This is a genomic window from Variovorax rhizosphaerae (genome assembly GCF_037889975.1).
Classification (GTDB): Bacteria; Pseudomonadota; Gammaproteobacteria; order Burkholderiales; family Burkholderiaceae_C; genus Variovorax; species Variovorax rhizosphaerae.
Genome location: NZ_JBBKZT010000021.1, coordinates 85,013 through 97,523, shown reverse-complemented (window position 1 = coordinate 97,523; position 12,511 = coordinate 85,013). Strand labels below are relative to the sequence as shown.

At 66.5% G+C, this 12,511-nt stretch carries 12 protein-coding genes; 4 read left to right on the top strand and 8 right to left on the bottom strand.

Annotated elements, in window-relative coordinates:
- Positions 1-95: 95 nt before the first annotated feature.
- Positions 96-3,008: an SdrD B-like domain-containing protein gene (locus WKW82_RS32240; RefSeq protein ID WP_340346950.1), complete on the top strand. Its 2,913-nt coding sequence runs from the start codon at positions 96-98 to the stop codon at positions 3,006-3,008.
- Between the two features lie 114 nt (positions 3,009-3,122).
- Here the strand turns inward: WKW82_RS32240 and WKW82_RS32235 are convergent, their stop codons facing one another.
- The 3 genes from WKW82_RS32235 to WKW82_RS32225 form a co-directional block, all read right to left on the bottom strand.
- Positions 3,123-4,916 (bottom strand): tannase/feruloyl esterase family alpha/beta hydrolase, encoded by a 1,794-nt coding sequence (locus tag WKW82_RS32235; protein WP_340346943.1) that lies wholly within the window; start codon positions 4,914-4,916, stop codon positions 3,123-3,125.
- A 2-nt stretch (positions 4,917-4,918) separates the two neighbouring features.
- Entirely contained in the window at positions 4,919-5,902 is a 984-nt protein-coding gene (locus WKW82_RS32230) for a Bug family tripartite tricarboxylate transporter substrate binding protein (protein ID WP_340346941.1), read from the bottom strand.
- Between the two features lie 88 nt (positions 5,903-5,990).
- Complete coding sequence (locus tag WKW82_RS32225) at positions 5,991-6,467, bottom strand: DUF3237 domain-containing protein (RefSeq protein ID WP_340346939.1); 477 nt, start codon at positions 6,465-6,467, stop codon at positions 5,991-5,993.
- Between the two features lie 64 nt (positions 6,468-6,531).
- Between WKW82_RS32225 and WKW82_RS32220 the strand changes: the two genes are divergently transcribed.
- Positions 6,532-7,305, top strand: a complete 774-nt coding sequence (locus WKW82_RS32220; protein ID WP_340346937.1) for a helix-turn-helix transcriptional regulator — start codon at positions 6,532-6,534, stop codon at positions 7,303-7,305.
- A gap of 55 nt (positions 7,306-7,360) precedes the next feature.
- Here the strand turns inward: WKW82_RS32220 and WKW82_RS32215 are convergent, their stop codons facing one another.
- The 4 genes from WKW82_RS32215 to WKW82_RS32200 all read right to left on the bottom strand — a co-directional run bounded on the left by WKW82_RS32215 (position 7,361) and on the right by WKW82_RS32200 (position 9,911).
- Positions 7,361-7,531, bottom strand: coding sequence for a hypothetical protein (locus WKW82_RS32215; protein ID WP_340346935.1), 171 nt, complete (start codon positions 7,529-7,531; stop codon positions 7,361-7,363).
- Between the two features lie 114 nt (positions 7,532-7,645).
- Positions 7,646-8,617: an aldo/keto reductase gene (locus WKW82_RS32210; RefSeq protein WP_340346933.1), complete on the bottom strand. Its 972-nt coding sequence runs from the start codon at positions 8,615-8,617 to the stop codon at positions 7,646-7,648.
- Between the two features lie 21 nt (positions 8,618-8,638).
- The gene (locus WKW82_RS32205; RefSeq protein WP_340346931.1) at positions 8,639-9,238 is read right to left on the bottom strand and encodes a chromate transporter; all 600 of its coding nucleotides are present in this window, start codon (positions 9,236-9,238) and stop codon (positions 8,639-8,641) included.
- 82 nt (positions 9,239-9,320) lie between these two features.
- The gene (locus WKW82_RS32200) at positions 9,321-9,911 is read right to left on the bottom strand and encodes a chromate transporter (protein ID WP_340346929.1); all 591 of its coding nucleotides are present in this window, start codon (positions 9,909-9,911) and stop codon (positions 9,321-9,323) included.
- Positions 9,912-10,035: 124 nt separating this feature from the next.
- Between WKW82_RS32200 and WKW82_RS32195 the strand changes: the two genes are divergently transcribed.
- Positions 10,036-10,482 (top strand): CHRD domain-containing protein, encoded by a 447-nt coding sequence (locus WKW82_RS32195; RefSeq protein ID WP_340346927.1) that lies wholly within the window; start codon positions 10,036-10,038, stop codon positions 10,480-10,482.
- Between the two features lie 181 nt (positions 10,483-10,663).
- Positions 10,664-11,791 (top strand): patatin-like phospholipase family protein, encoded by a 1,128-nt coding sequence (locus WKW82_RS32190; RefSeq protein WP_340346949.1) that lies wholly within the window; start codon positions 10,664-10,666, stop codon positions 11,789-11,791.
- A 107-nt stretch (positions 11,792-11,898) separates the two neighbouring features.
- On the opposite strand, the gene WKW82_RS32185 is transcribed toward WKW82_RS32190, so the two are convergent.
- Positions 11,899-12,459 carry a GNAT family N-acetyltransferase gene (locus WKW82_RS32185; protein ID WP_340346925.1) on the bottom strand — a complete coding sequence of 187 codons (561 nt, stop codon included), beginning with the start codon at positions 12,457-12,459 and terminating at the stop codon, positions 11,899-11,901.
- Between the last annotated feature and the right edge of the window lie 52 nt (positions 12,460-12,511).

The window sequence follows — 12,511 nt, the reverse complement described above, 5'->3', positions numbered from 1 at the left end:
ACCAGCGAACCGCAAGTGTCGAATGCGAGGACGCCTCCTCATGGCGAGTGCCGTTCCACATGCTGCGTCACGTGATGGACATCTGAGCAACGGGGCTGCTCGGACAGATACATGCCAATGGCATCCAGGATGCGGGCGAAGCAGGATTGGCCGGTGTTTCGGTGCGCTTGCTCGACAGCACGGGTGCAGTGGTGGCCACGCAAACCACCAATGCCAACGGCAACTACCTGTTCACGAGCTTGGTGGCGGGCAGCTACTCGGTGCAGGTCGTTGGAGCCAACGGCTACGTCTTCACCGGCAAGGACCTGGGTGCGGACGCCACCGACAGCGATGCAGACGCGAGCGGCAAGACTGGCGTCTACACGCTGGGTGTGGGCCAGCAGAACCTGACGGTGGATGCGGGCGTGTACAAGACCGCCAGCATCGGCGACCGGGTCTGGACCGACACCAATGGCAATGGCGTGCAGGACGCTGGCGAAGCGGGCAAGGCGGGTGTGACCGTGCAGGTCTATACGTCGGTCAATGGCGCACCGGGCACACTGGTCGGTACGCAAACGACCGATGCCAACGGGGGCTACAACTTCACCGGCTTGAAGCCGGGCGACTACATCGTCAAGTTCACGAGTCCGGATGGTTCGACGCTGACCACGGCCAACGTGGGTGGCAATGACGGCGTGGATTCCGACGCAGGCGCGAATGGCCTGACGGGTGTCTACAAGCTCACCTCCGGCGAAGTGAACACCACGGTGGATGCGGGGTTCAAGCCATTGGCCACCGCCAGCCTGGGCGACCGCGTCTGGAACGACACCAACCGCAACGGCCTGCAGGACGCCGGTGAAACCGGCAAGGCCGGCGTGGGCCTGAAGCTCTACACGGTTGGCGCCGACGGCTTCGCGGGCACGCCCGACGACGTCTACACCGGCAAGTCCACCGTCACCGATGCCAACGGCTACTACAAGTTCACCGGCCTCGAAGCGGCAACCTACACGGTCATGGTCACGGGCCAAGGCATCAACGCAGCGACCGAGGACTTCTCGCGTCCCGACGCAGGCGTGCCGGTCAACAGCAACGACACGATCGACTCCGACCTGATCCGCAACACGACCTTGCGCAACACCGGCTTCACGAATGCGGTGACGCTGGCAACGGGCGAGGACAACACGACGGTGGACATCGGCGTCATCGCGCGCCAGGGCAGCATCGGCGACCGGGTCTGGCTCGATGCCAACGGCAACGGCATCCAGGATGCAGGCGAGGCTGGCGTTGCCGGCGTCACCGTGATCCTGCGCACGCCGGGCCCCGACAGCGTGTTCGGCACCGGCGACGAGTGGGAACTGCACCAGATCACCGACGCCAATGGCAACTACCTTTTCACCGGGCTGGAAGCGGCCACCTATCGCGTCCTGTTCCGCAATCCGGGCGGCAACTACGAGTGGACCACCGCCGACCAGGGCGGCAACGACACGCTCGACAGCGATGTCGATGCGACGGGCCGTACCATCGCGGCCACCAGGCTGCTGGCCGGCGAGAACCGCACCGACATCGATGCCGGCCTGCGCATCAAGGCCTATCCTGGCCATGGCACGGCGGCGCTGGGAGACCGCGTCTGGAACGACACCAACCGCAACGGCATCCAGGATGCTGGGGAAAACGGCATCGCCGGTGTCAAGGTCAACCTGCTGAATTCGAACGGGTTGACGCTGTGGACCACCACTACGGACGCCAACGGCAACTACCAGTTCGCCAACCTCGACGCAGGCCAGTACAAGGTGCGCTTCCTGCCGACGGACGGCTTCGAATGGTCGGCACGCGACCAGGGCGCCAATGACGCCGCGGACTCTGATGTGAACGTCAACACCGGTGTCACCGACGTCATCACCCTGGCCGCCGGCGAGAAGAACATGACCATCGACGCGGGCCTCCAGACCGCGCTGAAGGGCTGTGTCGGTGACAAGGTGTTCGGCGACTACGACCACGACGGCCTGCAGGAGTACCTGAACCCCGGACGTGGCGGGATTTTTGTGACGCTGCAGGATGCGAACGGCAAGGACATCGCCTCCATGATCACCGACAACACAGGCCTGTACCGTTTCACCAACCTGGACGCCGGCACCTATCGCGTGATGTTCACCAAGGGGGCGGCCGATACGCCGGATGACGCCCTGTGGGCAAAGTCGAACGTGGGCACCAATGACGCCGTCGACTCCGATGGCGTCCAGAGCGCGAGCAATGCCAACGTGGCCTACACGGCGTTCTTCCAGTTGGCCGCTGGCCAATGCGACCTGACCTGGGACATGGGCACCACGCCGATCGTGCTGGACCTGGACGGCAATGGCATCCAGACCATCAGCCGCTTCGACTCCAACGCGACCTTCGATCTGTTCGGCAATGGCACGGCTGTGAAGTCTGGCTGGATCTCGGCGGGCGATGCGTTCCTGACGGTGGACACCAACCACAACGGCAAGATCGACAGCGTGTCGGAGATGTTCGGCGGCACGGCCAAGGGCGATGGCTTTGCCAAGCTGGCCAGCTACGACAGCAACGGCGACGGCGTGGTGGACGCGAAGGACGCGCACTTCAACGACCTGACGGTCTGGCGCGACACCAACGGCGACCACGTGACCGATGCGGGTGAACTGATGACCTTGGCGCAAGCCGGTGTCGAAAGCCTCAAGGTCGCGCACACCGACGTGCCGGAGATCGATGCGCAGGGCAACCTGCACCTGGAACGCAGCAGCGCCACGCTGGCGGGCGGCCAACAGGTCGACATGACGGACGTGTACTTCGCCGTGTCGGCGGATGACGCCAAGGCTGCGGGTGTGTCGGGCCTGAGCATGGCCGACCTGCTGGGCGACAGATCGCTGGACGGTGTGCTGGGCACGGTGGGCTCGACTCGCACCGGCTCGGCCAACGATGTGGCGCCGGAAGCGGATGTCAGCGATGCGGCCGAGCTGCTGCGCAAGCTGGTGGCGGCCGTGCAGCAGGGTTCGGATGTGCATTCGGCTTGAGTGAATCGATGAGCGGATGAAGGGGCAGGGCCACGAGCCTGGCCCGTCACCAAAGCAAAAGCCGCGCAGCCAGAAGCTGCGCGGCTTTTTCATTTCTGGCGCGCCGCTTGCGTGCTACGGCATGCGGCAACTGAAGTTGGCCGCGTCCTCGATGCTGCCGCTGCCGTTGTAGCGCGGCTGCAGCGGCCAGGCGCACAGCGGTCGGGTGCGGCCGGGCGTGGTCACGTCGCGGTTCTCGGGTCGGGCGCGGGCCACGATGCGGCTCGGCGCCTCGCCTTTTTCCACCCAGTTCACCAGCGCGCTGAGACCGTCGTACTGATCAGTCGCCGGGCCGCCCGAGCAGTGCGCCATGTTCGGCACGGAGAAGAAGCGCGCGATGTCGTCGGTGCGCGTGCCGTAGCGCTGGCGCAGGCCGTCGACGTAGCGAACGGTGTCCTTGACCGAGAACACCGGGTCGCTCTGGCCGTGGAAGAACAGGAGCTTGCCGCCGTGATTCACGTAGGCATCGACATCGGTGGAATCCGCGGCCACCGAGCGCATCGACGATTCGCGGAAGGTGGCGTTGGTGGCGTAGACCTTGGGCGCGTCGCGGTCGAAGTCGAAGCCCATGGCGTAGGACCAGAAGTCGTTGGTCACGGTGGGTGGCGTGGTGAAGAACATCGCCAGGCCACCGGTCATCAGGATGATGTTGCGGGCGTTCGATGTCGCGGTGGCGGAGTCGCCCAGCCGCCAGCGTGTCCACTCGGTGGAGTGCAGGCCCGCGTCGAAAGTCCAGTCGGAGTACAGCTGTTTGCCGCTCGAGTCCTTCACGCCCGCGAAGGACTTGGTGAGTGCATCGGCCTGCGTGCCCGTCAGGCACTGGTCGGTCTTGGCGCCGGTGCATTTGAGGGCCTCGGGCTTGAACTTGCAGGCGGGCCAGTTGGCGACGATGCCGTCCTTCAGGCCATCGAGCACGTCGCACTGGTTGAGCACTTCGTTCGTCAGCAGTTTCATGTCGGCGGGCGAGAAGGCCTTCGACAACACGGGGCGGCCATCGACGAGCGGTGCGTTCTCGGCAGCGGCCTTGGCGAAGAGCTGCGTGTCGTACACCGCCTGCACCGAGGCCAGCGGCACGCGGTAGGCCGGCGCGGAGGCGATGACGCCATCGAACATGTCGGGATAGCGCTGCGTCATCATCATCGCCTGCCGGCCGCCGTTGGAGCAGCCGACGAAGTAGGAGCGCTGCGGCGCGCGGCCGTAGTGCGTGCCGATCAGCAGCTTGGCCACGCGGCCGGTCTCGGCCATCGAGTTGTAGCCGTTGTCGATGCGTGCCTGGGGGTCGAGGCCGAACTGGTAAGGGCCGTTGGGGCCGGGCTCGTCGCGGTGGCCGGTGTCGGTGAAGACCACGGCATAGCCTTGCGACAGCGCATTGGTGGTGTTGCCGCCGCCGGTGAGCACGCCGACCGCGTCGCGCAGCGTGCCGTCGGTGCCGCCGCCGCCCTGGAAGAAGAAGCGGCCGTTCCACTGTGCGGGCATGCGCAGGTCGAAGCCGATGGCATAGCGCTTGCCGTCGATGCCGGTGCGTTCGTTGATGTTGCCTTGCACGTGGCAATGGGCTGGCACCGGGGCCTGCGAGCCGGGCGCGCCGGGCTGCACGCCGGTGAGCTGGATGGTGCCGGCGGCGACGGATTCGGTGAGTGTGATGCGGGTGCCGGGGATGGTCGTGCCGGCGAGTTGGGCGCAGGCCGTGGGCGCCATCGCTGCGGATGCTTTCGGATCGCCAGGGCTGGTGCAGCCCGTGAACAGCACCATCGACGCTGCGAGTGCCAACGGCGCAAAGGCGCCCGGCGCGCGGGAGGCCGTGGACGCGGCTGCCGACTCGGGCGCCGCCGTGCGCATGGGGATGGGCGTGAAGCGTGGTGTCGGCATGCTCAGTCCGCCTTGAATCCGGTGGCCGCGACGGCCTTGCCCCAGGTGACCGTGTCGGCCGCGATGATGCGAGCGAATTCGGGGCCTGTGGTGCCAGTCACCCGAAAGCCCGCGTCTTCGATCTTCTGCTTGCCCTCCGGTGTATTGACCGCCTTCTGGATGTCGGCGCTGAGCTTGGCGACGATCTCCGGCGGCGTCTTGGCCGGCGCGACGATGCCGAACCACGAGTTGAACTCGAGCGTCGGGTAGCCCTGTTCCTTGATGGTCGGCACGTCGGGGAGGGACGGGCTGCGCGTAGCGCCGGTGCTGCCCAGCGCGGCGAGCTTGCCGGACTTCACGTTGGGCGTGGCGAGCGCGACGCTGGCGAAGACGGCCTGCACGTCGCCGCTGAACAGGCCGCCCAGTGCATCGGCGGTGGTCTTGTAGTGCACCGGTTCGGGCTTCTGCTTGACCGCCTCGCCGAACATGTAGGCGCCGAAGTGGCCCGGCGTGCCCGCGCCGAAAGTGGCCAGGAACAGGCCCTTCTGCTGCTGCGTCCAGGCCGCGAACTCCTTGACGTTCTTCGCCGGCACCTTCTGCGGATTGACCAGCAGCACGAAGTCCGAGGTCACGACTTGGCTCACCGGGATGAAGTCTTTCTGCGGGTCGTAGGGGAGCTTGTTGTAGCTGCTGGGCGCGATGGCGAGTTGGCCGGTTTCGCCGAGCATCAGGGTGTAGCCGTCGGGTTGTGCGCGTGCGGCTTCGCTGGCTGCGATGAGCCCGCCCGCACCGGGCTTGTTGTCGACGATCACGCCCTGGTTGCCCCAGGCTTCGGAGAGCTTCTGCGCCAGCAGGCGGGCCACGATGTCAGGGCCGGTGCCGGCGGGGAAGCCGACGATGATGCGGACCGGGCGGTTGGGATAGGCGGGCGCTTGTGCGAAGGCATGCGGTGCCAGCGCGATGGCGGCGAAGGCGATTGCAAGGCTGCGGCGGGTGAAGCGGGGCATGGTTTTTTTGTCTCCGGAGAGTGTCGGGATCAGGTCGGAAGGTGCGGAGATGTCGTGGCGAGAAATTGGCGTCCGCAAAGGAAGAATCTCAATTCAAGGCAAAGAAGCGCATGACGACCTGCGCCGGGTGCCGCACACCGACACCGACGAACAGGCGCTCGTTGATCCAGCGCAGCGAGGGCGCGTCGGTCTCGAAGCTCGGGCTGCAGCGGAAGTAGATTTGCGCCGGGTCCACCGCCTCGCCGCGCAGCAGGGCGGCCATCACCTCGGCGGGCGCGGCGCGCACGGCATGGTTCTGCACGTAGATCCGTTCGCCGGCCTCGGTCTCGAGGCCGTAGCGCGCGTCGAGGATCGACAGCGTGTCGCTGACGATCAGCTGGAAATCGCTGCCGCCCGGCAGCACGCGCGCGCGCCAGCCTGCTGCGCCGATGGCGCTGCCGCCGAGGATGGGTACGACGCGGCGCAATCCGCCGGGCCCCTGGCCGAGCACCTGCGGCGTGCCGACATCGACATGCAGGTCGGCAAAGGGGTCGAGCGTGGGCGGGGCGAGTGGGTCAATGGGCATGCGGCGAGCGTAAGCCGCGTCACAATGCTCGCCTGTCATCCGCGAAGACGACGGGACAACCCTCATGCGCACCTGGAAGCCCGACCCCGCCACCACCGCCGGCAATGCGCTGGCGGACTCGGTGCTGGCGCTCGGCGAAGGCCGCTTCGGTGCGACGCTGCTGGGCAATCTGCGGGAGACCTTGCCGGTGAATTCGGTGTCGGTCTACCGCACGGGCGCGCGGCCGGTGATCTACTTCAGCGCCAGCCTGGGCGTGCCGGACACCACGCGCGATTGCTGGCGCGCCTACCTGTCCGGGCCCATTGCGGGCGACCGCACCTTGCGGTCGAACTACGTCATGCCGCTGCCCGACGCCGGCTTGCGGCTGTGCCATATCACCGCGAAAGAGGTGCCTGCGGAACATCGCGCAAAGGTGTACGAGGCGCATGGCATGGCCGAGCGTGTGTCCGTCGTGGAGGAGGACGCGGACCGCTCCTTGTTCGCCCTCAACTTCTACAGGCACCAGCACCAGCGGCCGCTGAGCGATAGGCAGATCGCAGAGTTCGGCCGGGTCGGCGGCTTGCTGCTGGCATTGGCGCGCAAGCACATTGCGCTGGTGCAGCCGGAGCCGCTCGTGCAGATGGCCGAGCGACTGCGCCTGCATCAACCGGATTTGACGGCGCGCGAGATCGATGTCTGCGTGCGCCTCCTGCAAGGGATGACGCAGGAGGGCATCGCGGTCGACCTCGGTCTCAGTGTGCCAACGGTCAAGACCTACCGGAACCGCGCCTTTGCGCGGCTTGGTATCCACTTTCGCAATGAGTTGTTTGCGTTGATGCTGGACGCCAAGCCGGCCTGAGTCCGCTTCGATGCTGCACGGCGGACTCGCGTCAAACGAGTTGCCGTGGCATCGACTAGGACGGGTCCTTGCTGCGCGTGCGGCCCACGGCACTGAAGATGCCGATGCCCAGCACGATCAGCGCGCCGATGCCGATGTAGAGCGTCGGCACGCCCGCGACCGAGGCGCCCCAGATGATGCCTCCCAGGAAGATCAGAAAACCGATCATGTAAAGCGCGAAAGACATGCTTCTTCTCCGTAACTGTGATGACACGGAGATTCGCGCAGAGGGGGCCCGCTCGGACCCGGCGTGCGCCGTCAGTCGCTGTGGGAGCGAGCCTACCCGGCGCGTACGCGGCCTCTACCCGGCGGCGGTGGCGGTCTCGGCGCTGGCCGCGTCGAGCTTCGCGATGGCCTCGGGCGGCAGCGTTAGGTGCGCGGCCTTCACCAGGTCGTCCAGTTGCTTCAGCGACGTGGCGCTGGCGATCGGCGCGGTGATGGCCGGTCGCGCGATCTGCCACGCGATGGCGACCTGGCCCGGCGTCGCCCCGACGGATGCCGCCACTTCGTCGAGCCCATCGAGGATGCGCAGGCCGCGCGCGTTGAGGTACTTCTTCACCGTGCTGCCGCCGCGCTGGCTCTTGCTCGCATCGGCCTCGCTGCGGTACTTGCCCGTGAGGAAGCCGGCCGCCAGCGCATAGAAGTTGATGACGCCGACGCCACGCGCCAGGCACAGCGGCTCCAGCGCATCCTCGAACACGGCCCGGTCATAGAGGTTGTAGAGCGGCTGCAGGCTTTCGTAGCGCGGTAGGCCGTTACGCTCGGCGATGTCGAGCGCCTCTTCCAGGCGCGGCGCGGTGTAGTTGGACGCGCCGATCACGCGCACCTTGCCGGCCTTGATGAGTTCGCCGAACGCGCCGAGCGAATCGGCGATGGGCGTGTTGGCATCGTCGTCGTGCGACTGGTAGAGGTCGATGTGGTCCGTCTGCAACCGGCGCAATGAGGCATCGACCGCCTCGCGGATGTAGGCGGGCGCGAGGCCGACCTTGCCTTCGCCCATCGGCTTCCCGACCTTGGTGGCCAGCACCACGCGGTTGCGCTTGCCGGTCTGCTTGAGCCACTTGCCGATGATGGTCTCGGACTCGCCGCCGGTGTGGCCTGGCACCCAGGTCGAGTACATGTCGGCCGTGTCGATGAAGTTGAAGCCGGCATCCAGCCAGGCATCGAGCAGGCGGAACGAGAGCGCCTCGTCGATGGTCCAGCCGAACACGTTGCCGCCGAAGGCTAGCGGGGAGACCTTGAGGTCGGAGCGGCCGAGGGATCGCAGTTGCATGTCGAGGGTCCTTTGTGTTGTTCAGACGAAGCCGAGGGCGCCCAGCAGCGCGCCCGCGCCGAGCAGCCAGAGCAGGTGGATGCGGGTGCGCCAGACGATCAGCGTGGCGATGCCGCCGACCAGCCACACATGCCATGTCGGCGTGTCCGCGGAATGGTTGCCGTTGACCAGCACCCAGCCGGTGGCGATGAGCAGGCCGATGACGATCGGCGCCATGCCCTGCTTGAAGGCGCGCACGCCGCGCTTGTCGCGGTTGCGGTGGCCCCAGCGCGTGGCCAGGTAGGTGAGGGTGGTGCTGGGCAGCATGATGCCGAGCATCGTCACCATCAGGCCGAACAGCCCCAGCGGCCAGGCATGCCAACCCGCCGCCAGGCCGCCGCCCGCGTTGATGCCGACGTTCCAGCCCATCAGGGCGACGAACAGCACGTTCGGCCCCGGCGCGGCCTGCGCGATGGCAACCGAGGAGGTGAATTGCGCATCGCTGAGCCAGCCGTGTTCGCTGACGAGGTAGCGGTGCATGTCGGGCACCGTGGTGATCGCGCCGCTGATGGAGAGCAGCGACAGCAGTGCGTATTGGGCGAAGAGGCCGAGCCAGTCGGTCCATTGCAGGGTGATGGTCATGTGTCCCCCACGCTCGGCACTGGCGTCTCCTTGCTGCCCCTCGAGGGGGCGCGGGCTTGCTTGGGACGGCTCGGCGCTGCGCTCATGCTGGCAACTTCCGCCACGTCCACATGCAAGCCAGCCCGCCGAAGCCGGCCAGCACCCACAGCAGCGGCCAGCGCAGGGCTGCGACCGCGATCATGACCACCGCGACGAAGCCCAGGCATACGGCGAAGCCCATCGGATTGCGCCGCAGTTGCGGCACCAGCTTGATGCCAGTGGCCGCGATCAATCCGCCCGACACCGCACCCATGCCGCGCAGCGCGCCGGCCACTTGCGGATGCCCCGCGTACTGCGCATAGAGCAGGGCCAGGGCCAGGATCACGACGAGCGGCACCGTCAGCATGCCGGCCACCGCCGCGATGGCGCCGCGCAGCCCGAAGTACCGATCACCGATCATCAAGGCCAGGTTGATCACGTTGGGGCCGGGCAGCACCTGCGCCACGGCCCAGTCTTCCAGGAACTGGTCGGCGCTGATCCAGCGCTTCTTCTCGACCATCTCGCGCTGCACCACGGCCAGCACGCCGCCGAAGCCTTGCAGCGCCAGCCAGGTGAATGAAACGAACAGGTCGCGCGGGGATTCGGGTCGGGCGAGTTCGGCTGCGGGGGCCGTGCCGGCAGGGGCTGAAAGCATGCGCTGGATTATGGTTCGGACATTCGCGGCGCGTGCGGGCAGGGAAGTCGCGGCAGTGGCCGACATGGGGTCTCTGCGGTACCGGACTATTCTGGGTCGCTTCTACTTTGAAGGAGTCGACACCATGAACCGATACGGAACTTTTCTGCGCGCTTCCCTGCTGGCTGGCGTGACCACCGTGGCATTGGCGGGCTGCGGAATGATGGGCTCGTCGAATACGGCCAGCTTCAGCGGCGCGATGAATGCGGCGAGCGAGGTTCCGCCCAACATGACGCGCGGCAGCGGCATGGCCCAGGCGTGGCTCAACAAGGACACCAACGTGCTCAAGTACAAGATCACCTACGAAGGCCTGAGCGGTCCGGCGACCGCTGCGCACTTCCATGGCCCCGCCACGGCCGGCGTCAATGCCGGCGTGGTGCTGCCCTTCGCCAATGCGGCCAGCCCCATCGAGGGCCAGGCCACGCTCACGACGAGCCAGGCGGCCGACCTCATGGCCGGCCGGTGGTACGCCAACATCCACACCGCCGCCAATCCGGGCGGGGAGATCCGCGGCCAGATGCTGCCGAAATAGCGGCCATGCGAGCCGTGTCAGGCTCGCCTAAGCGCTGCGGGTGTCCAATGGCGGCATGAGCACACCCGCAGCCAGGAAGCCTGGAACACGCAAGCCCCGATCCACCCCGAGCACGAAAACCGCCAAGGCCGTCAAGGCCATCCAGGCCGCCGCCCCAGCCCCCGCGTTCAAGCTCCCCGACATGTCCATCGCCCGCAAGGTGATGGTGTTGCAGGGCGGCGGCGCATTGGGCTCCTACCAGGCCGGCGTGTACGAGGCGCTGAGCCGGCATGGCCATGAGCCGCAATGGATTGCCGGCGTGTCCATCGGCGCGATCAACGCCGCATTGATCGCTGGCAACGCGCCCGAGAAACGGTCCGAACGCCTTCGCGAGTTCTGGGCGCTGGTGTCATCCGGTGCATCGCAGCGCCTGCCCGGCTGGGCCGGTGACCGTGCCTTGCTGAATCAGTGGAGCGCGAATGCCGCATCGATCTTCGGCATCCCCGGCTTCTTCCGCCCGCGCGTCACGCCCGCGCTCTTGATGGGCGGCGCGGCGCCGCTCCTGAGCTACTACGACACCTCGCCGCTGAAGGAAACGCTGGAGCGCCTGGTCGACTTCGACCGCATCAACGACAAGGCCAGGGAGATGCGGCTGAGCGTCGGCGCGGTCCATGTGCTGAGCGGCAACTCGGTCTACTTCGACAACACGAAACAGAAGATCGGGCCCGAGCACATCATGGCCAGCGGCGCGTTGCCGCCCGGCTTCGCGCCGGTGCAGGTCGATGGCGAGCCCTACTGGGACGGCGGCATCGTCTCCAACACGCCGCTGCAATACGTGCTCGACAACCAACCGAGCAGCGAGCCGTTGGTGGTCTTGCAGGTCGACCTGTTCAATGCCAGGGGGCCGATGCCAACGAACATCTCCGAGGTGCTGGAGCGGCAGAAGGACATCACTTACTCGAGCCGAACCCGCATGAACACCGACGCCCTGGCCGCCAACGTCAACCTGCAGCAGGCCATTGCCGACCTGATCGGCAAGCTGCCGCCCGCGCTGCGCAACGACGCCAGCGTGCAGGCGGTGCAGGCACAACTCTCGCATCAGCCGATCGACATCTTCCACCTGATCTACCGCGACAAGCCCTACGAGCGGGATTCGAAGGACTACGAGTTCTCGCGCATCACGGTGGAGGAGCACTGGAAGGCCGGTGTGCGCGACATGCTCTGCACCTTGCGGCATCCCGAGGCGCTGCGCAGTGACGTGCAGACCAGTGGCGTGACCACCTTCGACCTCGGCGAGCCGGGCCAGGTTCGCGTCAAGCGGCCGATGTAGGGCGTTGCAGGCGAAGACCGCGAAAGTAGCGCAGAGCAGGTTGGCCTGATCCCGTCGCCGATCGTTCACGCTCAGCGGTGGGCGAAGCCATCCGCTGCAGCAAAAGGTTAGACCGCATTCGCTGTACTCCACTGCGCCTTGAGCAAAGCGTACTGCAGGAGGTCGTGGTGCCGGCCCGCCCAGTACCCAGCTTCCCGCTGCCGCCCCTCTTGCAGAAAGCCGAGCGCCTCGAGTAAGGCCAGAGATGCCGTGTTGTCAGGGTGTACCTGCGCCTCGATTCGATTCAACTGCATCTCTCGGAAACCCCAGGTGATGATTGCTTTAAGAGCTTCTTTCACGTATCCGCGGCCCTGATGCGCTGGAGCGATTTCGTAACCGACGACGCAGGATCTCCAGTTTCGATTCCAGCGAAACAAGCCGCATGTACCAATCAGTCCTGGCTGGTCTCTCAACTCCACAGCCCAGCGTGCACCGGAAACCGGCCCTTTCCGCCAACTGGCAAACGTAGCGACCAACTTCGCGGCGCCGTCAAGATCGGGAATCGGGTCCGATCCGAACCATCTCATGTACTCGGCGTCGCCATGAATTCGAAAAATATTCTCCGCATCCAATTCCACAATCTCACGCAGCGTGAGTCGGGATGTCTCCAGCGCTGGAAAATCGACCATGGGCTACCTGCGGTCTACCGTTGAAGCTGAGCCGTGGGGCTTGCCAAGGGAC